22 protein-coding genes are annotated in these 24,790 nt (G+C 41.8%); 7 read left to right on the top strand and 15 right to left on the bottom strand.

The genetic code is table 11. From position 1 onward, the window contains the following. Positions 1-49 precede the first annotated feature (49 nt). Complete coding sequence (locus Q0993_RS11485) at positions 50-1,582, bottom strand: serine hydrolase (protein WP_299533099.1); 1,533 nt, start codon at positions 1,580-1,582, stop codon at positions 50-52. Between the two features lie 170 nt (positions 1,583-1,752). Between Q0993_RS11485 and Q0993_RS11480 the strand changes: the two genes are divergently transcribed. From Q0993_RS11480 to Q0993_RS11470, 3 genes are all read left to right on the top strand, one after another. Beyond that, positions 1,753-2,859 carry a DUF5009 domain-containing protein gene (locus Q0993_RS11480; protein WP_299533097.1) on the top strand — a complete coding sequence of 369 codons (1,107 nt, stop codon included), beginning with the start codon at positions 1,753-1,755 and terminating at the stop codon, positions 2,857-2,859. A gap of 472 nt (positions 2,860-3,331) precedes the next feature. Further along, positions 3,332-4,201, top strand: a complete 870-nt coding sequence (locus Q0993_RS11475; protein WP_299533095.1) for a DUF808 domain-containing protein — start codon at positions 3,332-3,334, stop codon at positions 4,199-4,201. A 62-nt stretch (positions 4,202-4,263) separates the two neighbouring features. Further along, positions 4,264-5,682 carry an enolase C-terminal domain-like protein gene (locus Q0993_RS11470; RefSeq protein ID WP_299533093.1) on the top strand — a complete coding sequence of 473 codons (1,419 nt, stop codon included), beginning with the start codon at positions 4,264-4,266 and terminating at the stop codon, positions 5,680-5,682. Between the two features lie 62 nt (positions 5,683-5,744). Here Q0993_RS11470 and Q0993_RS11465 read toward each other — a convergent pair whose 3' ends face one another. Next, the gene (locus Q0993_RS11465; protein ID WP_299533091.1) at positions 5,745-6,890 is read right to left on the bottom strand and encodes a response regulator; all 1,146 of its coding nucleotides are present in this window, start codon (positions 6,888-6,890) and stop codon (positions 5,745-5,747) included. A 199-nt stretch (positions 6,891-7,089) separates the two neighbouring features. Here Q0993_RS11465 and Q0993_RS11460 point away from each other — a divergent pair, with 199 nt between their 5' ends. Genes Q0993_RS11460 through Q0993_RS11450 form a run of 3 tightly spaced genes read left to right on the top strand, consistent with a single transcriptional unit; the run spans position 7,090 to position 12,933 of the window. Continuing rightward, a complete protein-coding gene (locus Q0993_RS11460) occupies positions 7,090-10,182 on the top strand; it encodes a hypothetical protein (protein WP_299533090.1) in 3,093 nt (1,030 codons plus the stop codon). A 1-nt stretch (position 10,183) separates the two neighbouring features. Beyond that, entirely contained in the window at positions 10,184-11,407 is a 1,224-nt protein-coding gene (locus Q0993_RS11455) for a hypothetical protein (protein WP_299533089.1), read from the top strand. Further along, positions 11,404-12,933: a glycoside hydrolase family 2 TIM barrel-domain containing protein gene (locus tag Q0993_RS11450; RefSeq protein WP_299533088.1), complete on the top strand. Its 1,530-nt coding sequence runs from the start codon at positions 11,404-11,406 to the stop codon at positions 12,931-12,933. The genes Q0993_RS11455 and Q0993_RS11450 overlap by 4 nt, the downstream gene beginning before the upstream one ends. On the opposite strand, the gene Q0993_RS11445 is transcribed toward Q0993_RS11450, so the two are convergent. The 5 genes from Q0993_RS11445 to Q0993_RS11425 form a co-directional block, all read right to left on the bottom strand. Then, entirely contained in the window at positions 12,930-13,157 is a 228-nt protein-coding gene (locus tag Q0993_RS11445; RefSeq protein ID WP_299533087.1) for a hypothetical protein, read from the bottom strand. The two genes, Q0993_RS11450 and Q0993_RS11445, sit on opposite strands and share 4 nt — an antisense overlap. Beyond that, entirely contained in the window at positions 13,154-13,981 is an 828-nt protein-coding gene (locus tag Q0993_RS11440) for a class I SAM-dependent methyltransferase (protein WP_299533086.1), read from the bottom strand. The genes Q0993_RS11445 and Q0993_RS11440 overlap by 4 nt, the downstream gene beginning before the upstream one ends. A 336-nt stretch (positions 13,982-14,317) precedes the next feature. Next, positions 14,318-15,547, bottom strand: a complete 1,230-nt coding sequence (locus Q0993_RS11435) for a glycosyltransferase (protein ID WP_299533085.1) — start codon at positions 15,545-15,547, stop codon at positions 14,318-14,320. A 282-nt stretch (positions 15,548-15,829) separates the two neighbouring features. After that, a complete protein-coding gene (locus Q0993_RS11430; RefSeq protein ID WP_299533084.1) occupies positions 15,830-17,068 on the bottom strand; it encodes an oligosaccharide flippase family protein in 1,239 nt (412 codons plus the stop codon). Beyond that, positions 17,055-17,357, bottom strand: coding sequence for an STAS domain-containing protein (locus tag Q0993_RS11425; protein ID WP_299533082.1), 303 nt, complete (start codon positions 17,355-17,357; stop codon positions 17,055-17,057). The genes Q0993_RS11430 and Q0993_RS11425 overlap by 14 nt, the downstream gene beginning before the upstream one ends. Before the next feature lie 223 nt (positions 17,358-17,580). Here Q0993_RS11425 and Q0993_RS11420 point away from each other — a divergent pair, with 223 nt between their 5' ends. Beyond that, complete coding sequence (locus Q0993_RS11420; RefSeq protein WP_299533080.1) at positions 17,581-19,641, top strand: tetratricopeptide repeat protein; 2,061 nt, start codon at positions 17,581-17,583, stop codon at positions 19,639-19,641. Positions 19,642-19,763: 122 nt separating this feature from the next. On the opposite strand, the gene Q0993_RS11415 is transcribed toward Q0993_RS11420, so the two are convergent. The 8 genes from Q0993_RS11415 to Q0993_RS11380 all read right to left on the bottom strand — a co-directional run bounded on the left by Q0993_RS11415 (position 19,764) and on the right by Q0993_RS11380 (position 24,729). After that, on the bottom strand, positions 19,764-20,600 hold the full coding sequence (locus Q0993_RS11415) for a hypothetical protein (RefSeq protein WP_299533078.1): 837 nt from the start codon (positions 20,598-20,600) through the stop codon (positions 19,764-19,766). A gap of 152 nt (positions 20,601-20,752) precedes the next feature. Further along, positions 20,753-21,283: a hypothetical protein gene (locus tag Q0993_RS11410; protein ID WP_299533076.1), complete on the bottom strand. Its 531-nt coding sequence runs from the start codon at positions 21,281-21,283 to the stop codon at positions 20,753-20,755. 171 nt (positions 21,284-21,454) lie between these two features. Next, positions 21,455-21,850, bottom strand: coding sequence for a hypothetical protein (locus Q0993_RS11405; protein ID WP_299533073.1), 396 nt, complete (start codon positions 21,848-21,850; stop codon positions 21,455-21,457). A gap of 260 nt (positions 21,851-22,110) precedes the next feature. Then, positions 22,111-22,446 carry a hypothetical protein gene (locus tag Q0993_RS11400; protein ID WP_299533070.1) on the bottom strand — a complete coding sequence of 112 codons (336 nt, stop codon included), beginning with the start codon at positions 22,444-22,446 and terminating at the stop codon, positions 22,111-22,113. Further along, positions 22,439-22,864, bottom strand: a complete 426-nt coding sequence (locus Q0993_RS11395) for a hypothetical protein (RefSeq protein ID WP_299533069.1) — start codon at positions 22,862-22,864, stop codon at positions 22,439-22,441. Before Q0993_RS11395 ends, Q0993_RS11400 begins: the two co-directional genes overlap by 8 nt. Positions 22,865-23,269: 405 nt before the next feature. Further along, positions 23,270-23,797, bottom strand: coding sequence for a hypothetical protein (locus Q0993_RS11390; RefSeq protein ID WP_299533067.1), 528 nt, complete (start codon positions 23,795-23,797; stop codon positions 23,270-23,272). A gap of 149 nt (positions 23,798-23,946) precedes the next feature. Continuing rightward, positions 23,947-24,117: a hypothetical protein gene (locus Q0993_RS11385; RefSeq protein WP_299533065.1), complete on the bottom strand. Its 171-nt coding sequence runs from the start codon at positions 24,115-24,117 to the stop codon at positions 23,947-23,949. Between the two features lie 69 nt (positions 24,118-24,186). Next, positions 24,187-24,729, bottom strand: coding sequence for a hypothetical protein (locus Q0993_RS11380; RefSeq protein WP_299533063.1), 543 nt, complete (start codon positions 24,727-24,729; stop codon positions 24,187-24,189). Positions 24,730-24,790: the final 61 nt, after the last annotated feature.

The following is a 24,790-nucleotide window of genomic DNA, read 5'->3' as shown; positions in this document are numbered from 1 at the left end:
TTTGTTCAAATAACCATGATGAACCGCGTTTACCCCCAAATTTAGTCTTTTAGTCTTTAGGGGCATGCTCTTCAATCCATTGTTCTGCCTCGCGTGTGTACCACCAGGGGGAAAAGTTTTTGGCTTCCACAATGTTTTTGTAGTATTCCCGACTTTTGTCCAGCGCTCCCTGTATTTGAAAAAAGTTGGCCATGTAGAAATTGGCATAGGGATTGTTTTTGTCCGCTTCCAACAGGAGTTCGCCTGCCTCCTCAATTTGATTGTCGAAATCGGTGAATTCATCCTTATCCCGCATATGGTCCATGAACTTGAGCATATACAGATTTCGCAACAGGACCAAATCTCCATAATCTCGGTAATCGGGGAAATGTATAAACAGTTGATTTAGGATTTGCTTACTCAATTCACTTTCCTGTTCGTCATATCTACTCATAAAGGTCGCCGCCAAGGATTGGGCCATTAATTTCTTGCGAATGAATTCCCGTCTCCTTTTTTCGGCCATTCTATTTTTCAGAGATTTCAGGGTGGTTCGGTCCTCAAAAAGGTGGGCTTCCTCCAAGTCAAGGACAAAATTCTTTAGAAAGCTCAATGCAAATAACGAATAGGTGACATCGCCGGCAATTAGCCGGGCCGGGTCGCTCATAAGATTATTGTTCGCGGCAATGATAAAGGTTAAATCCCGCTTGGGTACTTTTAAGAATAAACTGGAATAACAATCGTATTGACCGTAGCCCCATACTAGTTTTTCACCCATAAATTCTTGAGTAAAGGCTCCCAGGCCATAAGGCAGGCCAGAATGAAATGGACGGAACATGCTATTCTTGGAAGCCTCCGAAATCAGGGTATTCTTATCTAGGGCCCTACTCAATTTGAACAAATCTCGAACCGTAGACGAAATTCCGGCCGCCGTAGAATATCCATAATCGATGAATCCGGGATTCGACTCCTTGGTCATATAACCGCCCTGTGGCTCCCCACCCAAAAAATAGGGCTGGGCCACCTTTCTTTTTTCCTTCACCAGTTGCAGGGAATCTTGTAACAAATAGGTGTTTTTAAGTTGCAAGGGATTGATGATCCTTCCATACATGTTTGTTTCAAAATCCTCCCCACTTGCTTTTTCCATGACATCACCCAGAAGCATAAAGCGACTATTGTTGTAGTAAAAATGTTGTCCTGGAATGCCTTGAGAAGTGTGGGACAGGGCGTGCTTCACTTTTATGGAGTCGCCTATGGTTAAGTTCCCTGAATAGTTTCTCAAGGGCTCGTTCAAGGATAATTTTCCTTCATCGACCAATTGTAACAGCATTATGGCTGAAAAGGTCTTGGTCAAAGAGGCCATGGGAAGTGTCGTACTGGAATCCATAGGAAGTTGTTGGCCGATATCGGCCATTCCCCTATAATCTTCATAGATAATTTCATCTCCCTGACCCACCAAAACACTTAGTCCCGGTATCTGAAAGTATTCCTTGAGTTCCGAAAGTTCTTCTGAAAAATGGGTATCCTTAATCGTATCGGCCTTTCTGGAATCGGAACATCCCAAAACGAAAAATACGGCCATCAGAGTACTAAAAAATCTGCTCATAAGATTTTTTTTGAGGAAGTTTAAACTACGTTGAATAGAGTAGCACCAATTCTATTTGTTACAGCCACACGGAATTACAAAGGTTAGGAGGAACATGGATCCAACAAAAACCAATCTCAACGATTCTAAGAAAAAACGTCATATCTTCATAGCTAAGATAAGTTATACTTATGACCGCCAAAAAAAACCAGCGTCTACTCTCATTGGATGCCCTACGGGGTTTTGACATGTTCTTTATCTCCGGTGGTGGAACCTTTTTGGTACTTCTAAAGGGAAAGACCGAAATGCCATGGGTAGATGTCCTAGCAGATCAACTGAAACATGTACCCTGGAACGGTTTTGTCTTCTACGATTTCATTTTTCCCCTTTTCCTATTCATTGCCGGGGTCTCGCTTTCCTACTCTTTGAATAAAGGACTCACAATGGGACTCACCAAGGCCAACCTGTACAAAAAAGTGTTCCTGCGGATGTTGATTCTGATCGGATTGGGAATTCTTTACAAGAACAGTCCATTTCCTTTCTCTGAACCATCCGAAATACGCCTAGGTAGTGTTCTGGGGCGTATTGGATTTGCCTGTTTTATCACTGCGCTATTGTACCTGAGTTTTTCCAAACTTCAAAGACTGTATTGGATCGCTGGTATCCTTATAGCTTACTATGCGGCCCTATTCCTTGTACCTGTACCTGGTTACGGGGCTGGCGATCTATCCTTGGAGGGTAACTTGGTGGGATGGTTTGATCGTACCTTCCTGCCAGGACGTCTTAAGCAGGGAGACTATGATGAGTTGGGTCTACTCACCCAATTCCCGGCACTCTGCATTACTCTTTTTGGAAGCTTGGCCGGGGATACGCTGCGCGGCAATGCGACCGCAAACAAAAAGACTTTGAACTTGGTTCTAATTGGAGTGGTGGGTGTCATCATCGGGCTTATCTGGAACCTACATTTTCCTATCAATAAAAGATTATGGAGCAGTTCATTCATTATGCTTACCAGCGGCTTGTCCTGTTTGATATTGGCCCTTTTCTACTATATCATCGATGTAAAAGGATTCAAAAAATGGGCCTTCTTTTTTAAGGTCATTGGGCTGAATTCCCTTACCGTATATTTGGCCTATCGCTTCATTGATTTTTCATATACCTCATCCACATTGTTTGGAGGGGTTTTCAAAATCTTTCCCGAGAAATGGCATGAAGTGCTTATTGCCTTTGGAGCTGCGGGTTTGGTTTGGCTCTTCCTCTATATTTTGTATAAAAGACGCATTTTTATAAAAATTTAATCATGGGCTGACTATCAACGTCTTAATCCAAAGGGTTATTTCTTGTAATCGATCCAGCCCATTAGGTTTTAAGTTCTCACTACTACTTACACAAAAGGAGACCAATTTGGTTGTCGGTTTCAGGATTTGATTCTTATGGAGCACGGTAGGCCAAAAAAAAGGTAGAAAAGGCGGTTTTTTTCGCCCCAAGCTATTTTAAAAAAGCCGATAGTGGGGTATCGGCTTTTAATACTGACTCAAATAGTAAGAACGTTTCCCAAATGGGCATCACAAAATTATGAGGTTCCTAAAAAAATAGATTAATCCTAAGTTAAGGAATTGGTTTTTCTGTTTAAAAAAATATTACAGGCTATCTCCAAGATTTGGTCCAAACTAGCGTGTGATATTATTTTTTTCGATTAAACCCATCGTTCGCCAAGGTTGATTTACTTTTACGGTGAAAATACGTTTTATTTAGAATTATCGAAATCAAATGGCATCAGGTTTTTTTGCAATACTGGACGACATCGCAACTCTTATGGATGATGTTGCCTCCATGAGTAAAATTGCGACCAAAAAGACAGCAGGTATCTTAGGCGATGATTTGGCCGTAAACGCGGAAAAAGCATCAGGATTTGTTTCTTCACGGGAAATTCCGGTCCTATGGGCCATCACCAAGGGATCCTTTTTAAACAAGCTTATTATTCTCCCAGCAGCATTTTTGCTCAGCACCTTTCTACCCTGGGCCATTACCCTTATTTTGGTTTTGGGAGCCATCTACCTGGCCTATGAGGGCGGGGAAAAAATTTACGAGTACTTTTTTCCGCATAAAAAATCCCATGAAAAAGTCTACGTAAAGGAAAGACCGGAAAGTGAAATCCTGGCACTGGAAAAAAAACGGGTCAAGGAGGCCATAATAACGGATTTCATCTTATCCGTGGAAATTGTAATCATTGCCTTGGGTACGGTTTTGGAAGAACCCCTCGTCACCCGAATCATCGTTGTTTCCGTGGTTGCGATTATCGCAACCGTAGGTGTCTACGGCATTGTAGCCCTTATTGTCCGTATGGACGAATTTGGAATCCGGTTGATCAATCTTAATACACGAAGTAATAGTATTTCTGATGTCATTGGGAAACTATTGGTAAACGCATTGCCCAAAGTCATCAAAGGTTTATCCGTTATCGGTACAATTGCCCTGCTTTTGGTCGCCGGGGGAATCTTTGTCCATAATATTGACTTCTTACATCATTTTTTACCCGATCTTCCATCATTGCTTCGAGAATTTATCATAGGTCTGGTCGTCGGATTGATTGCATTACTGGTCGTAAAGGGCTTTCTAAGGATTTTTAAGCGATCCTAATGCAAGCCCAGGGCAAGTCCGATAATTTCATTAATTTGACATTGTAATAAAACCAACACATCATGCCCAAGGATTCTGGAAAAATGTCGCGTAGAAAATTTATTACTAGCGGTACTACCGCTGCCTTGGGATTCACAACGATACCTTCTTTTTCAAATTCAAAAAATACTCCATTGAATACGCAACCGGTAAAAATCAAAATTGAGGAAGTAGACTCCAACTTTGAGCGGGAACCGCTTATAAAGCCCTATCGATTTAAGGGAAGTGGGGTTTCCGAGATTTGGCAAACGGTCTGTTATTTTAAAAGCAATGCCGGACGCACGGCAATAGGTCTGGGTACACAAGGTGTGCTCTGGTCGGATTCCAAAGTATTTTTCGGTCATTCCGAAAATGGAGGTAATGCCATTATGTATGCCATGAGCGAAAGGGCCATCCAAATGTTGAAAGGGGTCTCCTTTACCAATCCCGTGGAAGTCCTGGATGAGTTGCTTCCTGAAATTTTGGCCTATGGCAAGAAAATTTCAGGAAATCCAGATATGCGCAAGACATTTGCGCTCAATTCCCTAGTGTGCGTGGATAACGCCCTATGGAAGCTCTATTTTGACCATAATGGATTTACGGATTTTGACGCCATGATCCCTGAGGAATACCGCCCAGGGTTGTCCCATAGGCATACCAAGGTTGCCAGTATTCCTTCCTTTAGCGTCGGCACCCCGGTTTCCGAAATTAAGGCTGCCGCCGATAAGGGCTACTTCATCATGAAATTGAAAACAGGATCATCCGGAACGCAAGAGGAAATGATCAAAAAGGATATAGATTTCCTTACGGACCTGCATAAGGCGATCGGTAACTATGAAACCCCGTATACCAAAAATGGCAAAATACCCTATTATTTTGATGCCAATGGAAGATATGAGCACAAGGATACCCTGAAGCGCTTTCTGGACCATGCGGACAAAATAAAGGCTTTGGATCAAATCGCTGTTTTGGAGGAACCCTTTGACGAGTTCAATGATGCTTTTGTGGGTGATCTTGGCGTTCGCATTGCAGCGGATGAAAGTGCCCATACGGCCCAAGATGCTGCCAAACGTATAAAACAGGGGTATAAATCCATCGCCGTCAAGGCCATAGCCAAGACCTTGAGCATGACCCTAAAAATTACCCAATTGGCCTTTGAACAAAATATTCCGTGTTTCTGTGCCGATCTTACCGTAAATCCCATACTGGTGGATTGGAACAAATCCATTGCGGCGAGACTCCCTCCCTTTCCCGAAATGGATCTGGGCCTACAGGAAACCAATGGCCATCAGTATTACAAAAACTGGAATACTATGATGGAACACCACCCCATGGCTCAGGCGAGTTGGACAAAGACCCAAAATGGTATCTATCCTATTGAAAAGGAATTTTATACGCAAAGTGCAGGGATTTTTAAACCATCCGATCATTATGTGGAAATGTTCCAAAGAATTCGGAGGTAATACATGCAAAAAGGCCAAAAACGTAAAGCTTTTGACCTTTTTTCGATGGATGGGTTTAAGATTTATCGATGGTAATGCAAGGCTATCTGACCCAATTGCCCCACAATTTTGATAGAGTCCTTCATGGATAATTTGGAACCATCCGCGTGTATCCATCGTTTTAAGGGTTGTTCACATATTAATCGTTTTGCTTCGTCCTTACCATAGAATTTGCGCATACGCATAAAGATTTCCACATCGAACAACCATTTGGTAATAAACCTTTTTTGGAATACGGTAGCGGCAATTTCCCTATCCATAATCTTCGCACCACATTGCGTGTCCTTAAAAGGCATGCCCAAGATGGTTTGGATGATGAGGTTTATGGTTTTACTGATTATTTTTCGGGCGGATTCCTTGGTAATATCTGCACCCATTCGACTGATCCGCGAACCGCTTACTATTTTGAAATCCGAGTTTTCAATGGTCTTTACCAAATCATCGAAATCCCAAAAGTCCGTAGATAGGTCGGCGTCCAGAAAACCGACATAATCAAATTGTTGGTCCTTGATCAAATGTAGCATCCCCTGCCTAACCGCTTCGGCCTTACCCCCATTTTTCTCACAGTTGTACACACTGATGTTGGTAGGATTGGCCTGCTTTAACTCCTCCAGGACGGCCAAGGTATTGTCTGTACTACCATCATTTACAAAACAGAGATGATAACCTAGATTTTTATGGGCAAACGCCTTGAATTCGGAACTTAAAAGTCGCTCTTCCTCATTGTAGCAGGGAATGACCACACCAACACAGTTCCTTTGCAGCATTCGGGTATCACCATACTCGTTTATTGCGGTTCCCGACGATTTGGGCACCCCAATGATACGTTTTATACGGGCCGCCATTTCATCCAAACTTACCGGTTTCTTCATATAATCGTCAATTCCCAAGGTAAAGCCGTCCATAATTACACTTTCGTTCGTATTTCCGGACATCACCAAGATGGGCGTTTTTGAGTCTCTGATAAAACGGATATGCTTCACCACCTGTAGGCCGGACATATCGGGCATGTTGATATCCACCAACACCAAATCCGGTTGAAATGATTCGTAAAGGTCTATTCCGGTCTGGCCACAGTTTGCGATGGCCACTTCATATCCCAATTCGGTTAACCGCTTTTCCACGGAAAGCAGGATCAATTGCTGGTCGTCTATTGCTAAGATTTTCATAGGTTAAGATTTAAATAAAAATTCGGTTATGATTTTTACAATTCACAGGCCAAATGTAGTGGCATTTGACGCCTTTTGGAACGGACGAAAGACGGATGGCAGTTTTCTGTAGACGAATGGATTCTATTGTCCGATAGGTGATTACGGTAGTAATCCACAATATATCTACTTTTATAATGTTATATTTTCTTACATAACTATGCCAGTACAACGAACCAATATCCTGCTTATTTTGGCTCTTTTTATAGGGGTGGCCTTCCATGGTTCCAGCATATTCTTTACGCTGGAGACCACCTATGATGCATTGATCCATCTCTTCTTTGCCGATCACTATGCCCAAACTTGGTTCGAACCTTGGGATTATCGTTGGTATACCGGTTTTACGGTACAGGCCTATCCACCTTTGGTGCATCAGTCCATTGCAATCCTGTCGTACATCGGCGGTCTAAAATTTGGAATGTTTGCCATAGCCTTGTTGGGGGTGCTACTTTTTATCACAGGGGCTTATCGGTTTGGACTATTGATAACAGGAAATCGAAGAGTCGCGGGCTATACGGCGCTTTTGGCCGTGTTTTCATCCACCTTTATAGAAACCTTGCACATCTTTGGCCAGTTACCCAGTATTATTGGACTGTCCGTGCTGCTTCACGCTCTCCCGGAAATCTACCTTTGGATAAAGACTGGAAAATACCGCTATTTGGCCACCAGTCTCTCATTGATAGCCGTTACCGTTACCTCACACCATGTAACACCAATCTTTGGTATGGTATTCTTCATTTTTCCATTGATCGGTATGGTGCTTATGGACGCGGCTAAAGATCAGGTGTCAACTACAAAGGCCATAACGTTTAGAGTATTCCTTGTACAGTTTAAAAAAGGGATTTGGAGAATTATGGGCTTTGGCCTGTCATCACTGGTACTCATTGTGGTCTGCATATTGCCGTACTGGATCAACTCCAAGGAAAATCCCATTACACAGGTACCCATTCCCCACGGTTCCCGAGATGATTTTCTGGAGGTAGCCTCCTCCGGTTTGGTCTTCTTTTTGGTACCCTGGGGCATATTACTCTTTGTCTTGCCCTATATCCTGTACCGATACTTTAGCAAACGCTATCTCTTTTTTGGATTATCCTTTGCCGCACTTACGCTCTTAGGTACCGGTGGTACTACCCCTATCCCAAGGATTGTGCTCGGGGAAACGGCCTTCAACATCTTGACTTTGGACCGTTTTACACTTTGGGCCACCATAATGGCACTGCCCATTTTTGGCGAGTTTGCCTATCGTTTGGTAGAGGGGGATTTAAAAAGCTATTTACAAAATCGCTTGGGTCCCGTATATCACCGTATTCTTGGAGGGGGCATCGCAACGGGAATTTTGCTCATGGTCATTTTTACCATGAGCCTCAACTATTTTAGGCCGTCGCAACCTCAAAAAATTAAGATGTTGCCCATTGTCAATTTTTTAAACCAAGATCAACACGACCAGTGGCGGTATCTGCCTTTGGGATTTGGGGACCAAATGGCCTGGCTATCCGCACAGACCAATGCCATGACAGTGGATGGGAACTACCACTCGGCCCGTAGGCTTCCCGAATTGACAACCCGGGCTATAGAACGCTTGGAAAACTCAAAATTTAGGGGCGTAGAGGGTATTGGTTCCTTGCAACAGTTCTTGACCGTACCAGAAAAATATAATTTAAAGTACATATTTTCCAACGACAAATTTTATGACCCTATTTTGTATTTCTGTGGTTGGCAACGTCTGCAACAATTGGAAAACGGCATTATGGTATGGGAGAAATTGAATGTTCCGCCCCTACCGGCCATACTACCCAAAGAGGATGTGCCTACCTATCTAAAAATCATGTGGGGTACTCTTCCGTTTCTTACCGTACTATTAGCTTTCTTGATCAACATACAATGGGTGGGCTATCGTATGCTAAAATCCAAACCTTTACCCCAAGGGGAATTTCTCAACTACGCCGTTTCCTATAACGGATTTTCAAGGCCATTGGTTACGGTCAATCATATTTGGGCAATTCTCTTAATAGGTACGCTGGGTTACGGAGGGTATCATTTTTACTTGGACAATGCCACGCAAATAACACCCAAAAATGTGGTAATGGCCTATTATGATGCGCTGGACTTTAAGGAGTTCGAGAGAGCGCACTCCTACTTGAACCCGGAGGACGATGTAAGCCTGTCCCAATATATGCTGGAAGTTTCGGTAACCGATGGAATCCTTAGTTCCTATGCAAAATTGGACTCCATAGGTGTTGAGCTTCTGGGCGAGAACCCGACCAGTGCAAGGGCCAAAGTGTATACGCAATGGATCACACCCTTGGAAAAGGTAAAAAAGACCTTTTATCACACCCTCTTAAAAAATGGAGGCAAGTGGTATATCGTTCCTTCTGCTTTTGACAATGACCTGCCGCCAGATCAGTTGTTTTCCTCAAATGGAACCGCCTTTTACAATCAGGGTAGGCGGCGGATAACCACCCAACAAACTCATCATGAGGATGTATTAAAGCAACCCGTCCTAGAAGTGCTCCAAGCCAAACTGGTCAAGTACCAAGGGAGTTATAGTATTGTGGGCGAGCTACAAAATGTAGACAATATTCCGGCAGATGTCGTCATCAAGGCCACCTTGTACAATGATGAGGACAACGAATTGGCCAACTTCAACGCCAAGTATCATATGAAGCATAAATTGATGCCCAAGGAAACCACGCCTTTTCGAATCGATTTTGAGGGAATTGCTTGGTCGTCTACCCAAGATACCCTGCCGCCTACCTTTGACCCCGATGAGTTTACTCCGGTGGCCTTGGCAGAACAACCTACTCAATTCAATCTGCAATGTGCCGGAAATGTAGTGGTAACCGATCTATACAAACATATTGGCCTGCAAGACCTAGAGTTTACGGAAAGTGGTATGAGTGGTGTACTCTTCAATTCCGGAATACAGGAGGTGACCGTACCCCAGCTCTTGTTCTCCTACTACTCCAAGGACAAGGAATTGCTATGGGTAGACCATTATTTTTTGGAGGAGGGAGTGCGTATACAACGTAAACAAATGTTCAACTATTCCCCATTGAAGTTGACCGATTTGGACGTTATCCATAGTAGTCTGGACCTCTGTTTCGTAAATGGATTGCCTAATGCAGCCATTACCGAGAAAGTGTTTCCGAATCGATTCCCTTCCCATGCCCAAGAACAATTACAGCCTTATCCAGGGGATGCCTTTGAATTTTTGAAAATTGATATAAACGGTTATATCGGAAATCCCAGATGATTTGAAACACATACCATACATATTTGTCTTTTTAATGCTCTGGTTCGGATGTAGGGAAGCGGATACCGAAAACCCATCAGCCCTTATTTCTTATGAACAGATGCCCTTAAAAAGTGAATTTTTCGCCGGGGATTCCATCCTAATTCATTTCAAGGGAAACATAACGGATCCTGTCCATTTGGTCGTTTCCAATGCCTGGGGAAGTACGGTCCTTACCCCTACATGGAAAGATAACGAATTAACCTTTCGGTTCCCTAAAGCGTTCGGTCAAAGAGCAGGGAACTGTCATTGGGCATTGGTAAAAAATGGGATTATCTATGATAAAGGAGAAATTTTTATCCGTCCCAATCCCAAAAAAGGAACCGCTATGGAATCCTATTTGGGACCCCAAAGTATAATTGCGGGGAAAGCCGATTTTTCCATGTTCGTTACCTCCCCTACCGATATTTATGATAATCCCCTGTCCGATAGCACCGAAATCAAGTATTACTATCAACGCATGGATAGCGCAGAGCAGGAGTCCGTCCACTTAAAAAACCTGATAGGTTGGAAAAATATCCATAGTACTGAAAAATCAGGACGTATTTTGGTAACCGCCACCTGCAACCACAGCAATAGCAAGGAACTTTCCACCTTGGTAAACCCTGCCAATCCCGTCGATTTTCAAATAGCGTATAAGCGAATCCATCCGTACGCCGATGGAAATCAGATCATCACTTTTTCCACTGATGCGATACTAGATGAATTCGGGAATATCCAAAGTGATGGTACGCTGGTTTCATTTTCAATTACGGATACAAAAGGTAGGGTACTCCAGACTATAGGGACTACTATTAACGGAGTGGCAGAGGCGCTGTTGTTGCACCCCACGGAGGCCGAGACCTGGAAGGTAACCGCCTATATCACAGGAGCCGCAAAAAGCAACACTATTACCGTAGATTTTGAAGCGGCCCTTAAGGATTTTACTCTTTCCCTTTCCGAAAATGGAAGAACACTCAACATTGAGGAAATGCAAAGTTTTATGGGGCAATGGATACCAGATGGGATGCCAATTAGCATAAGCATACATGACGAAAAAGGGACACTCTTGGATTCCAAAAGAACGACCTCTAGACTGGGAAAAGCCCAATTCACCATGTCGAAGGATTTTTATCCCAATGGCTCCTATACCCTAACCCTTGAGTTAGCCGGGATGAACAAAAAAATGAATGTGAACTTAAAATGAAAGTAAACCGTACCCTATATCGCATTCTGCTGATCCTGTCTTTTTTGGCGGTGAACGGCTTAATCCTTTTCGGTATAGGTGCCGTATGGTCCTACTTGAATACGGGGGCCGATCGTTCTGCCATGTTACATGTATCCGAAGAACTCTCCACCGATTACCTTCCCAAGATGATATGGGATACCTCATCCTATGAAGGTCGACCCATGGAAACACAAACTTTAAAGGAGATAGAACACGATTATCTAAAGGCCTGGCTTGTACGGAACCTGGCACTGGAAACGAATAACCCCTACGGTTTAGCGGATTACTACACGGACAGCGCCCGTGTAAAATTATATCAGATACTTGATTTGAACAAGGCCAACAGCACAACCCTAAAGACGACTACTTTACGACACCACCCCAAATTGGAATTTTATAGTGCCGATGGCAAAATGGTCGTGTTGACCGATAAAAATGTAGAACGCTATGAAAAAATCTACCTTGAGGAGAAGGTACTGTCCAATCAAAAAAGCACAGCTTCCTATCAGGTGATGCTGCTATTGGAAGATGGATTTTGGAGAATCCGACATATGGTAGAACAAGCCTCGATCGAAGAAGATGCTGCATCATCCTTAAATAATGTACCATCGGTAAGCTCCATATCAGAAATTAGAGGCATCAATTATTATCCGCAACAGACCCCATGGCGTATGTTCGGGGAGCAGTTCAATGATAGTATTATCGATACCGACTTTTTGCGAATACAAAAGTTGGGCCTAAATACCATCCGTATTTTTGTACCCTATGGCGATTTTAGTGAGGCAACCACACGGAATTATAGATTGGAACGATTACAGCGAACCCTGGACCTAGCCGAAAAGAATAGCTTGAAGGTCATGGTAACGCTCTTTGATTTTTATGGGGACTATACCATCCACAACTGGACGCTTACCCATAGACATGCCGAGCAAATCGTAAACGCCTTAAAATACCATAAAGCACTCCTCGCCTGGGACATCAAAAATGAACCCGATCTGGATTTTAAGACTCGTGGCAAGGAAAGGGTCATGGCCTGGTTGGGTCAAATGATTTCGGAAATCAAAACCTGGGACAGCGAGCATCCGGTTACCATTGGATGGTCCAATCCGGTTGCTGCGGAACATTTGTCCGAAATGGTAGATTTCGTATCCTTTCATTACTATTTGGAACCCGAGGATTTTTCAGAAGCATTTGCCCAGCTTAAAACCTCGGTTCCCGATAAACCCGTTCTATTACAGGAATACGGCTATTCTTCCTATAACGGATTGTGGAACCTCTATTTGGGGTCGGAGAAAGATCAGGCGACCTATTTGACCCAAATGCAGGAAACGCTAAAAGCACAGGACCTTCCCTTTATGTTCTGGACCTTGTACGATTTTGAAACCATCCCTAAGGCCGTTGTCGGAAGCTTGCCCTGGCGTAAGGGAAAACAACGACATTTCGGAATTATCGACAAAGAAGGCCGACCCAAAAAGGCCTATTCCGTCTTTGGCCCTACCGACTAACTTTTTGTTTCCTGCCAACTATTGTGCCTGGCCCCCGCCTTAGAAAAAATGCGATAATTACAATATCCATTTGACGCGTACATTATCCTATATTCGGATAATAGGATAGCGATCAATTCCCGGGTTCTAGTTTCACTGATGCCCAATCTTTCACCCAACTCGATTTCATCCAAGCGACCATTATCCAATTTCAAGGCCTCGTAGTATTTCAATTGGTCCATCATGGTGTGTTCTTTGCAGCAATCATTATATGTGGACTAAAGGGCAAGAGTCCCATATCATTTTCTGTAATTTCTAAAAGTCTCATCAAGTTTTCCCGCTTCTTTTCATGGTTCAAACTTGCAAAATAATCCTTATCCAACCAGACCATTCCCTCAACAGCATGCATATTTAGACACGCCAATCCCTGCTCCAAAAATTCCGCTTTCAATTTATCCGGCTTATGATAAAACCCTTCCGGTAAAAGCCAGGGAAAGGTATCGGGTCGATTATGGATACTGGTGGTCAATTCTAATCGGCACATATCAAAAAAAGCAGGTTTATGGATCAAACCATTGAAAAGGCCGGCCAAAGTGGAGGCCGTATAATTTATGGCAAAACCCAAAACAATACCGTTTTTCCGTATCACGCGTTTTGCTTCCCGAATGGCACGTGCCCGATCTTCCTTTTTCTGAAGATGGTACAGCGGTCCATGTAATATGACAACATCTGCAAAGTTGTCGGAAAAGTTCAAATTTCGGGCCTCTCCCCTATGGACCATAAACGGCTTCCTTAGCCGGTCCGCGCGATTTTGGGCCAGTACGCAATGTTTTTTAACAGGTTCCACCAAATGAACGGTATGTCCTTTTTTGGCAAGCCATTCGGCATATTTCCCGGTACCCCCGCCCACGTCAACAATTTCGGAAGATGGAAATGGCACATACGTGGAAATGAGCGATTTCACTCGCTCGAATTCGAAGACCCCAATGCCCTTGTCCAATCGGGTTTCTTCAGAGGCTCGGTTATAAAATAGTTCTATATCTCTACTAATTAACGATTTACTGTTCATTTTACTGCGATTACGACTTTATCACATATTGGATAAAGCATTTGATTTTACGACCGAAGGCGATCGTTTTTATAAAATAGGATGCTAAAAATGGGATAACCATTCAGGGAAACGAAAAGTTCCCCCGATCGAATACATGCCTAAAAAGGCTTAGGTCTTAGAGAAAGACACGTATGGTATGTTAGTAATCGTAAATCAGGCTATAAAGATAGAGATTAGACAAGTATTCCCATAGTTCCCTGTATACTATTTATCCGAAGCATATTCGTAAAACAAGAACAAAAAAAGGGAGCAGCTAACCAGGCCACTCCCCTTTTACTTAACCTAACCTATATTTTAAACCGATGTTTTTTCTTCGATGCTTGGAATATCCAAAGTAAATCCGTTCGATTTTGAAAGTTGGATTGCCTTAAAATAGTCTACGTACATCTGTGTAATGTCCGACATGGACAACGAGCAGGCCGCCTTATAGTTGGTCATGCCCAAGTGAATCCGATAGGAATCGTCCAACAAAACACATGCTATGGCATCGGCCAGGGATTCGGCACTTTCAGGGTCAAAAAATTCGCCTTGATACCCTTCTTCCCGAACCAGGATACTCAAATCTCCCAAGTCTGGCAAGGCCACGGCCTTACCGTAGCTTCCCGCTTGATGCAGAACACCCGAACTTCCTGTGGTAGAGGTATACGGAAAGACCACTACGGCACTCTCACCAAAAATTTTGGGTACATCTTCCTCGGCCACATAACCGGTAAACCGGATTTGCCCAACATCGCTATATTTTTCTTTTACGGCATTCAAATACCCAGGGGTATTAGGGCTGTCCGTACCTGCAATCACGATTTCGATGTCCTCGCCAGTCCGTTTGCGGATCAGTTCCACCGCCTCAATCATAATCTCTACCTTTTTGTAGGTGCCAAACTTGCCAAAAGCCATGACCTGTTTTGGACCCTCAGGAAGCCTATAGTCCGGTTCCGGTGGCGTTTCAAAGGCCCCATGGGGAACCAAGGCCACATTTCTGGACTTGTACTTCTTTTCCAAAATGGTCTTGTATTTGCTTATGGTTACCGCCAAAATATCGGAAGCCAAGACGAATCGCGTTAAGGTGCTTCCAATAAAATTATAGATTTTCTGAAGCCATTTGTTGGTCGTAATCCCCGCGTTATCCAAATCTACCTGTTCCAGGATATTGTGCAACAAGGAAATGGTAGGGATACCTTTTAGCTTACAGATCAACGGTAACATAAGGCCAAGAGCGGCCGGTACCTTTTTATCACCAAACTTCAAAAATTGCAGGTTAAACAATACGGCATCCGGTCGGGTTTCCGAAATGGCCTTGTTGATTTTGAACAGGTTTAGATAGTCGTTAAAGTTCCAACAATCCTTTACGGTGATCGTACATCCCTCTTCCTCAAAAGAGAGGTCCTTTTCACCTTCCGTTTTGTCCGTAATGAGAATAATTTCAGTGACTTCTTCCTGAAGCCTAAAATGTTTTACCAAATGGTATCCATATTCGGTCAAGGTTACTTTACTCGGCGGATAGGCCGTTACAATTGCTAGTCGCATAAGGTTAAGTTTTAAATTGATATTCGGTTAAGTATTTGATACAAATATCCTTCGAAACCCTGTATTTTAAAGGTGTTTTACGGTGGATGGAAGATTGCTGTAGGTGAATGGGAATAATGAACGGATGAGCTAAATTATCCGAGCGAAAAGTGGTCCTTTAGCTCCGGTCCAAAAATCTTCGCTGGAGGGCTGGGAGTACACCGGTGCCGATAGGCGCAAAACAAAAGCCCAGGGATGGGGGATGTCCTCTGGGCTTTATCAACCAATTTCCGTATGGGTTGGTTATTGCATAATACTCTTATGGGCAAAGTAGATGATTTGGGCCACCAATAAGGCGATCATGGCTATAATCTGAACCTGTACCACCATATACAGACTGCTGTGGAAAATGGTAATCAAGGCAATTTGGGAGATTCCCAGGATTCCTGAAAACATGACCGGAACGTAATGGTCCAAGGACAAAAAATAGTAGGCAAAAATATTGGAGATGGCGAACAGCGAAGTCGCCAAGGCATATTGCCATAACAAAGGTGCCATGGAAAGATAGGCTTCCCCAAACATCATTTGGATGATCCATTCGGGAAAAAGAGCACAGCAACACACAATGGAAAAGGACAATACCGAAATATAACCGACATATTTGAAAAGCACGGGGGCCGTGGCTTCTCCGTCCTTTTGTTTTTGGACTACGGCCGGCAACAACAACATTACGAACATCCAAGCCACAAAATAGACTACCCGACCGATCAAGGCTAAAGAGGCGTACAATCCGGCATCCAAGGCCTCAAAGTAATGCTTTACTAGCAGGATGTCACTATTGTTGATGATGATCTGTGTGAATTCATAGCAGGCGGTCAAGACCATAAATCGGGTGACTTGTTTTTTACGGTCAGTGGAGAGGGATATCTTTTGAAATAGGGAACCTAATCTGAAATTGGACGGAACCAATCCAAAAACAAAGGATAAGGCAATACCCAAGGCCACCAGGAATGCAGGAGACAAAGGTACCAACCAAAGTAGGCCCAAGGTAAGCAACAACCTACTCCACATCTCCGTTTGGTACGTTACCGAAAGATTCCTGTAATCTTGCCGTCCCTGGTATTTCCCACGACTCACGGACATAAAAAAGTACAAGGGTATCCCGGCGGCAAAGGTTTTGAACAGCAAGTCGGACTCCGTCTGGAACAGCTGTTGCAAGTTCCCGGCAAAGGCAAAAAGCCCTATCCCGATTAATAATCCGAAACCCAAAGCATACCGGTACATCATATTCTGAAAGGCCTCCCAGTCCGTATCCGAAAACAAAACGGCAAATTTGGCCGTTGCCAGTTGAAAGGTCATCCCCAAAAAGGACAGTACCAACAACAAGGTCACCAATAGGGCGGCCTCAGCAAAGACCTCGGGTCCCAATAACCTACCCAATAACAAGTTGTACAGGTAGTTGCCCCCGTTTACCAGAAGTACACTCCCCATAAACAATTGTTCCGGGGACACCTTTTTAAGAGCTATCCTAAACGCGGTCATGACTTAAGATATATGCGGTTTTTGTTGCCTTTAACGTAGGAAGGATATTCCCGTTCTCCATACCGATTATGGATAAGATCTGATTGGAGCGCATGGCATGGAGGTACAATTCTTGCAAGATTTCTGCAGCGGTTGTATCGATGTCCAATACGCGTTCCAAGTTTAAGATCAGCGGTTGGTTCGGATGCAGAAATCTGCTCATATGACGTTTGAGAATTGCTGCATTGCTCCGGTTAAGTACACCGTGTACTGAGAACATTCTACGGGTTTCTGTGATTTGTAAAGCCATTTTATAAGGTTTTAAGGTTAAGCTTTTTTGTTGCATTATCAAGGCAAATATCCCACAGATTGCCGTTCCAGAACCCCCGATTTAGGTGGATGGCGGTTTACTGTAGACGAATGGCGGGTATCGTACTTCCGGTACGGAAAGGTCCGCCGTAACTTTACAACAGCTTAATAAACAGGATATAAGGCAAACCAAATCAAGCCTTGTATCCTCAAAAACTTAGCCTATGAAAACCGTAAGATTAATAACCTTAGTATTCCTTTTTAGCCTGATAGGGCGAGCCCAGGAATCCCTGGAAAACGGATTTGCCTATTTGGAGAATGGAAAATTCGAACAGGCCGAAACTTTTTTTAAGGCCTACTTGGATACGAATCCCGAAAATAGGACCGCACAGATTTGTTATGGAAGGGCCGTGGGACTCAACGGGGCACCCCAAAAGGCCAAGGCCCTGTTCGGGGGCTTGCTCAAAACCTACCCCCAGGATTTCGAAATCGCCGTAAATTATAACGAATCCCTGTTGTGGGCCGGGGATTATGAGGCCGCCAAACCCTTGTTTGAAAAATTGGTGGCCGATTACCCGGAACGGTTCGAGGCCGTTTTGGGCTACGCCAATACCTTAAGTAATCTGAAGGAATACAAGGCCGCCCTGTTTTGGATCAATAAGGCCATCGCCTTGGCCCCGGAAAATGGGAGCGCCAAGATTTCCAGGAAATATATCCTATTAGGGTATGCCAATGCATTCGTGAACGCCCAGAATTATACGCAAGGAAAGGCGCTATTGCAGGATATCTTTACCGATTTCCCGGAAGACAAGGACGTGCTCTTGAATCTGGCCAACCTGTATTTGATCACCAAACAGGTAGACAATGCCAAGGCCACCTATACAAGATATGCCACCACCCCCAAGGATTCCATTACCGCTTTAAACGGTATCGCTCTGGCCGAACATATTGGGGAAAATGAAAAAGCGGCCTTACAAGTGGCCGAAACGGCCAAGGCCAAAGTAGCCCGTTTTACCGACTTTGAACTGACCGAACGCACTTATGACCGCTATGTACAGGCCCTGATCTGGAACCGGAAATTTGGAAAGGCCCGGAAACAGATCGATAGTCTGGCCCAGGTATATCCAGATCGCAACTGGATCTATGCCCTAAAAGCGACCTTAGGCCTGTATACCGGTGATGCAAAGACCAGCGAAGAAAATTATAATGCTATTTTAGCGAAGGACAGTACTTCCTTTGATGGCAATTTGGGCAGGGCCAATGCTCTGTTTGCCAGGGATAAGATCCTTCCGGCCTATAAGGCGGCTTTCCAGACCTTGGCCATTTATGAAGACCAAAAGGATGCCCTTGGGTTTATCGAAAAGCTAAATTTGCTATATACCCCCAGTGTTGAGGAGCATGCCGCCTATACCTTTGATAATGGTAACAATGTGGCCTTCTATACAAATACTACAACGGATGTTCCGGTATCCACCAAATTTAGGACCCGGGTTTCCTATTTCTATCGCACTACCGAGAATACGGTAACGGGGAATACGGCCAATTCCCATGTGGTACTGGCGGGGCTGGATTATAAACTGTTCCCCAAAACGCTATTAAAAACCGTAGTGGGATTCAACAATTCCCGTTTTTTGGCCGATACCTATACACAACCTGTCCTGGAGGCCAAATTGCAGTTACAGCCTTTAAAATTGCAAAACCTGACCTTGGGTTACCAAAGGGAAGTACAGAATTTTAATGCGGATTTGATCGAACGGGAGATCGTACAAAACCATTATGGCCTCAATTACAATTTGGGAACTAATTTTAATTTGGGCTGGTATACCCAGTTGATCCATACGGAGCAGAGTGATGCCAATAGCCGGGACTTGTTGTTTACCTCCCTGTACTATACGCTGTTTCAAAAGCCTGCCTTAAAATTGGGGGTCAATTACCAGTATATCACCTTTAGAGAGCAGTTGCCCACGGTCTATTTTAGCCCGGAACAATACCGGGCGGTGGAGGTGTTTGCGGATATCCATGGAAACATTTCGGAAAAGACCCGGTATAGGGCCAGTGCGGCAACGGGCCTACAAAAAGTAGAGGAAGACCCGAATACGACGCTATTTAGGGCCGAAGCCGGACTACAACACCAATTCTCCAAACATTTGAGCGCCGACCTCTATGGAAAGTATAGCAATATTGCCTCGGCTACAGCCGCCGGTTTTGAGTTTACCGAAATTGGGTTGAAACTGAAATGGTTGTTTACGAAAAAACCGGTGTTTTATGCGAAGGTTGGGGATTAACCATTTTATATATGGCTTCGTAGTGGAAAACGTCTAACCTACTTTCCTCCGTAACCCCGAGTTAGAGAATCAGGCTCGAATTTCCGTATGGAAATTCCGACCTCAATGAACTATACACAATGTTAGCTGCTGGTTTTGTTTTTATTTTTAGATTCCAATTCTCTTTCCATTCTCTCAGATATTTTTACGTTCTTTTCAATGTCTTTTTCGACCTGTTTCTGTGTCCTATAGTCTAATGGAAAAGGTATATATGTTGGTAATTGAAACATATTTATTTTCAAGTCCGTTTTCTGAGTCAAATCGAATTCTTTAAACTTAGTAATGTCATTCAGATATTGAATTTTATCTCCAAAATCTATGGTTAAAACGTAACCGTATGGTGGAAATGCAATTTCTGAGCAATTGATTGAAGTCCCTAATGCTAAATTGCCATGCATAACATGGCCCATATATCTTAATTTTTCAGCTCTGGTTATGTAGCTAAAGATTTTATAATTATCAGGTAAACTCTTGGATTCAGGTTTTGATACAAAATCCGCTAGTTCTGGATAAGATTCTAGATACCATTCCCCGTTAATAGCTAAAAACATTGAAATTATATGTTTAAGAATTTTTAATGGTTCTATTTCTTTAATTACGTATTTGTGAGAATAAAACTCCGCGTTCTTTAGGATTTCAAATCCACCCTGTACCCATCTTTTATATGCTGGAACGTAATTGGACCCTAGAAAACTATTACATGATTTGCAAAATGAGTTATACCCAATTCCACCCTGTTTTTTCTTCCCTTTTGGAGTTTCTTTAAGTGGGTTTTTAATCTTTATATATTCTTCAAAATCAATTGAGGTGTATCTGGTATTCTTGTTGAAAGTTGTTCTAGGTGGCACATGTTCGAATGATAAATCGGTTTCCTCACCACATAATCGGCAAATCCCTCTTATCATTTTGTGTCTTCCCAAATTGTAATACGTTTTTTAAACTTGCAGCTAACGGTTAGTGTATGGCTTCGTTACGGAAAACGTCCACTGGACTTTTCCGGCCACAGCCCAAAGCTAGCGAGTCAGGATGGAATTTCCATTTGGAAATTCCGACCACAATGAGCTATACAATGTTACCCAACGTTTTCCTCTTTTTCTGAAAACAGTTTTGCAACCCATTTGTAATTGGTCAAAATGATGATTCCAAACAGAATGTTCAGTCCATTTATAATCCACCAATGATAGTCAAATTGTTGTTGTAGCATTGCTCCATCAATTTCGCCAAGTCCGTGTGCAGAGATTTGTTTTTTGAACGCCAAATAACAAAAGTCCAAAAACTGTGCTATGTTATTTGTAATCATTAAAAGTCCTATGAAAATCAGTGCAATTTTAAAAAGTCCTTCCGTTTTTAGGTTTCGGGTATCTATCGTTTCGGTATCGAACCCTTTTCCAATTCGAAATAATCTTATTAATCTGTCTGTCTGAAAAACCAGTAGGTAAGCAATTAGCCCATTTATCAGCAAATAGAAAATATTGATAGAAAGACTGATTGATGAAAATCCACCTGAAGAAGTAAAATTAGGAATTAAACTGAATAGTGTATTAATGAAACAATAGATTCCAAAGGTTTTGATAACAACTCTGAATAGGTCAGTTTTGGTCATTTTATGAGTTTTTCAAAATGTTGGGTAACGGCTGGGCTAAGCTTATCGTTTTGCTTTTTCTTTTTTTATCCAAAGCTAAATCCATAAGATTTAGGGACTTCATAAATATACATAGACCTTTCGGTTCCGCCCTGAAGCCCGCATTACATTTAGGCTTTGTTGTCATTAGTTTTATTCCGGTTCTGTGTAGTAATCCCAATTTTCCCAGTCCTTTTTCCCGAGATAATTTCCGCAAAAATCGTATCGCTTGATATAAGCTTTTTCAAAATTGGTCTTGTTTGAATGGAATAGCCATATCTCTTTATCCACAATTTTAATTCTCCTAAATCTTCTATCATCGCAAGCGTCCATAGAGCATATATATACAGACTTTTCTTTGAAGATTCTATTTCCGTTTGAATCCAGAACTATGTCGATTACGGTAACTTTTTTTCTAGATAAACTCCAGAATAAGAATTTATGTTCCCTTTCAGTCCTTTCCGTTTTGAGAGTAACTTTTTTGGTTCCACAAGTCCGGTTTTCGGTCCGTTTCCCTGTAGAATATTTAGTATCTGTAATTCCGCCCATCAAATTTACGAACAAAAATAAAAGGACAAATAATGGAGTGAATATTGAACTTATTTCTACTGATTTAAATTAATGACAACGGTTTGGCTATGATGCTTTGCGTTTAGCAGCGCAGCGTAGAGCCAATCCGGTGAGATTGGTTTTTTCTAACCGGTAGCGAAGCGCGTTGCATTGCGCAAATATTCATGCTTTAATTGTTGATTAAATGTAGGAATAAAATTCAAATTTGGCAGGTGAGAAGCAATGCATTATAGGTGTTGTTATGTGCTGGCTTTTTTCTTTTCCAGCGATTTATTTATTATTTCAGTTATTTTTCCAATTCCGATAATTGTTGCTCCTTCTAGAAATTCAAACTCCATTCCGATTTCTAATTTGTTTTCAGAAAATTGAGTCGAATTCATTCCAATTTGAGCCAAAACTGTTTCTCCAGGCATTACAGAATCTGTTCCGATAAAAAATTGATGACCAGAAGTTTGCATTTCTGTAAAATCAAATTTCAGTTGTGGACGATATCCAGATTTCGCAGGTGTTCTGCGTCCACCTTGTTCAGTCGTTCTATATTTCAATTCTGCTATGAAATCTGCATTATCAATCATCAGCTTTTAATTTTCTAATAGTGTTAACGGAATAAATAAGTCCGATTGATGCTTTTCCAGTTTCCATTTGAAAATCAAGTTCGTCTCCGTGAATATCTACAACTCTAAAAATCGACAATTCAGGTTTATTTGGTCGTCCTTTAAAATTCCCGTAAACTACATCATCTAAAAATTCAAAATTTAGACGTTGAATTTTATCTTTATTTCGTTCTATTATTTGGCGAGTGGAAATTAAAGTATGAGCGAGTTCACTTTTAATTTCAAAAACAGGTAATTCATTTTCGGACAACTCGAATTTTTCAATCAATTCTTTATCATTTTCATCCGCTATTCGTGAATGATTCCAAGAATCAATATCCATTGCCTTTCTGTTAATCGAAGCAATTGTAATATTTCTGATTGATTTGTCGGTTTTCATTATTCAGCTTGCACATAACAATTATATAAGATCATTAACTATTTTAGGTGGGTATGATTATTGATCATATATCCGTCATGAAAATAGGTTAATTCGCTATCCAGTGTATCCTTATTGTCTGTGCTACACAAAGTTACAGGTTTGCTTTATATAAAAGAACTTCCTTACAAAAATTGTACGGTTGTTCTTGGGGAAGATGGGTGTCCAGGTTGGCCGTGGGAAAGGGTGTTTAGGTTTTGCGGTTCGACCACTCCTGTTATTACCTTCAACGAACGGCCAATTGGCAGGGAGAAGAAAATAAAAGATAGCAGAAATTATCTGCAAGTACGAAAGATAGTTGAGCACAAGGATTTCCTTTTGTGAAATCCGCCCAGACTATAGATTTTGTTGGCAATAGTTACTCCTTTACTGAGTTGGATTTGTTTTTTTCTGCTTTTTCCCATTCACATATTGGAAAATCAATTCATTTCCATCGTCATCGTAACAAAACTCTCGTCCATGTTTCTTTTTGCCAGAATACTGACAACTATAGGTCAGTTTGTCCTTTTCAAATTGCTCAACTAAAATCTTACTTCCATTCCCATCAAAACTTGTCATTTCAGTCCACTTGCCAGATTTGGGGTAGTAGTACTCTTTTTCTTTCACCCATAATTTATATCTGTTATAGACTGTTTTATAACAAACTTTTTTACCTTCTCCTCTGTAATATTGATAGTCCATCAGTATTACACCGTCTTTGTATATTTCCTCGTAAGTAACCTGTCCGTTTCTACGTTTTATCTGTGCTACTCCAGTAAATCGCTCATTATCTGAGTATTTGTACACCAAATCATTATCAATATAGACTTCCTTCATATCCAAGGTGTCTTGAGCAGTGACTTCAAACCAACTTGAAATAAAAAGCAAAAGGAGTAAGTATTTGATAATATTCATAATTATTGACAACGGTTTTTTATATGAAAAGTAGCTTTAGTAGTTATATTCATCAATTTGAAATTGATTATTACAGTAAATTAAAAAGCGCAAACCTTAAGGAATGCGCTTGTCTCGCTATTTTTTATATATGTTGTTGGCAAATGTTTTTAAATCGGAAGAGATTTAAGATTGCCTAATGATTTTTTTGCCAAATCAACTTTTTCAGGGAACAATTCTTTTCCTTTAATATCTTTGGCAATAATAGAAATTCTCTTCTTTGTCGATTTTGACATAGAGAGAACTTTTTCTGCTTTTAATATTTCTTTTTTTCGTTTCATTCTTTATTGCTCCTGTAATATATACATGAGAAAAACATGTTTTTCTCATGTATATATTACAAAGGTAGCCTATTTTTTCTTAAAAACCAAGATTCCAATATACTCATTTTCAGGTATATATTGAACAAAAACAGGGTTTTCTCCATTCGTTAATCCAAAAAAGATATATTCTTTACTTAATTCAACGAAATTCTTATTGACATAGTATCTATATGTCTTGATTCTCCTATTAAAGTTACGGCACTTCTCATTACAATTCTTCGTACAAGTTGGTTGACAGAGTGCCATAAAATCCTCTGCACTATCACTTCCTTGAACCCAAATGGCCGAGTTCTTATTCTCGCGAAAAAATTTTAGTACTGTATTGAGTACAGTGCTAAAAACTTTCCACATATCCCCATTATTACTATTAACATCGTCAAGAATTGTACCAGTATTTTCATCATAATCTCCGAAACCTAAATTGTAGACAGTCCTACCATCTCTTTTAGCAACAGGGGTATACTCAATAGCTTTGATTATTGATTTATTTCCTTTGCTTTCAAAAAGATACTGGAGTTTCTTAGTACCCGTATCCAGTAATTCAGTTTCATAAGCGGTAATGTTATTCAATATCCGTGATTTTGTTATAAATGTAGGCAAATCAAATATGTGCTACATAAAGTTAAAGGTT

This window comes from Ulvibacterium sp. (genome assembly GCF_028285715.1).
Taxonomy (GTDB): Bacteria; Bacteroidota; Bacteroidia; order Flavobacteriales; family Flavobacteriaceae; genus Ulvibacterium.
The sequence above is the reverse complement of the archived record's forward strand: the minus strand, read 5'-3'. Positions and strand labels throughout refer to the sequence as shown.

Excerpts from the sequence above, each read along its gene's own strand:
- Q0993_RS11405 (WP_299533073.1), bottom strand. The coding sequence starts at position 21,850 with ATGGGCGGAATTACAGATACTAAATATTCTACAGGGAAACGGACCGAA.
- Q0993_RS11385 (WP_299533065.1), bottom strand. The coding sequence starts at position 24,117 with ATGAAACGAAAAAAAGAAATATTAAAAGCAGAAAAAGTTCTCTCTATG.
- Q0993_RS11480 (WP_299533097.1), top strand. The coding sequence starts at position 1,753 with ATGACCGCCAAAAAAAACCAGCGTCTACTCTCATTGGATGCCCTACGG.
- Q0993_RS11440 (WP_299533086.1), bottom strand. The coding sequence starts at position 13,981 with ATGAACAGTAAATCGTTAATTAGTAGAGATATAGAACTATTTTATAAC.
- Q0993_RS11395 (WP_299533069.1), bottom strand. The coding sequence starts at position 22,864 with ATGAAAACCGACAAATCAATCAGAAATATTACAATTGCTTCGATTAAC.
- Q0993_RS11485 (WP_299533099.1), bottom strand. The coding sequence starts at position 1,582 with ATGAGCAGATTTTTTAGTACTCTGATGGCCGTATTTTTCGTTTTGGGA.
- Q0993_RS11465 (WP_299533091.1), bottom strand. The coding sequence starts at position 6,890 with ATGAAAATCTTAGCAATAGACGACCAGCAATTGATCCTGCTTTCCGTG.
- Q0993_RS11475 (WP_299533095.1), top strand. The coding sequence starts at position 3,332 with ATGGCATCAGGTTTTTTTGCAATACTGGACGACATCGCAACTCTTATG.
- Q0993_RS11400 (WP_299533070.1), bottom strand. The coding sequence starts at position 22,446 with ATGATTGATAATGCAGATTTCATAGCAGAATTGAAATATAGAACGACT.
- Q0993_RS11390 (WP_299533067.1), bottom strand. The coding sequence starts at position 23,797 with ATGAATATTATCAAATACTTACTCCTTTTGCTTTTTATTTCAAGTTGG.
- Q0993_RS11460 (WP_299533090.1), top strand. The coding sequence starts at position 7,090 with ATGCCAGTACAACGAACCAATATCCTGCTTATTTTGGCTCTTTTTATA.
- Q0993_RS11445 (WP_299533087.1), bottom strand. The coding sequence starts at position 13,157 with ATGATGGACCAATTGAAATACTACGAGGCCTTGAAATTGGATAATGGT.
- Q0993_RS11435 (WP_299533085.1), bottom strand. The coding sequence starts at position 15,547 with ATGCGACTAGCAATTGTAACGGCCTATCCGCCGAGTAAAGTAACCTTG.
- Q0993_RS11425 (WP_299533082.1), bottom strand. The coding sequence starts at position 17,357 with ATGGCTTTACAAATCACAGAAACCCGTAGAATGTTCTCAGTACACGGT.
- Q0993_RS11470 (WP_299533093.1), top strand. The coding sequence starts at position 4,264 with ATGCCCAAGGATTCTGGAAAAATGTCGCGTAGAAAATTTATTACTAGC.
- Q0993_RS11420 (WP_299533080.1), top strand. The coding sequence starts at position 17,581 with ATGAAAACCGTAAGATTAATAACCTTAGTATTCCTTTTTAGCCTGATA.
- Q0993_RS11430 (WP_299533084.1), bottom strand. The coding sequence starts at position 17,068 with ATGACCGCGTTTAGGATAGCTCTTAAAAAGGTGTCCCCGGAACAATTG.
- Q0993_RS11450 (WP_299533088.1), top strand. The coding sequence starts at position 11,404 with ATGAAAGTAAACCGTACCCTATATCGCATTCTGCTGATCCTGTCTTTT.
- Q0993_RS11410 (WP_299533076.1), bottom strand. The coding sequence starts at position 21,283 with ATGACCAAAACTGACCTATTCAGAGTTGTTATCAAAACCTTTGGAATC.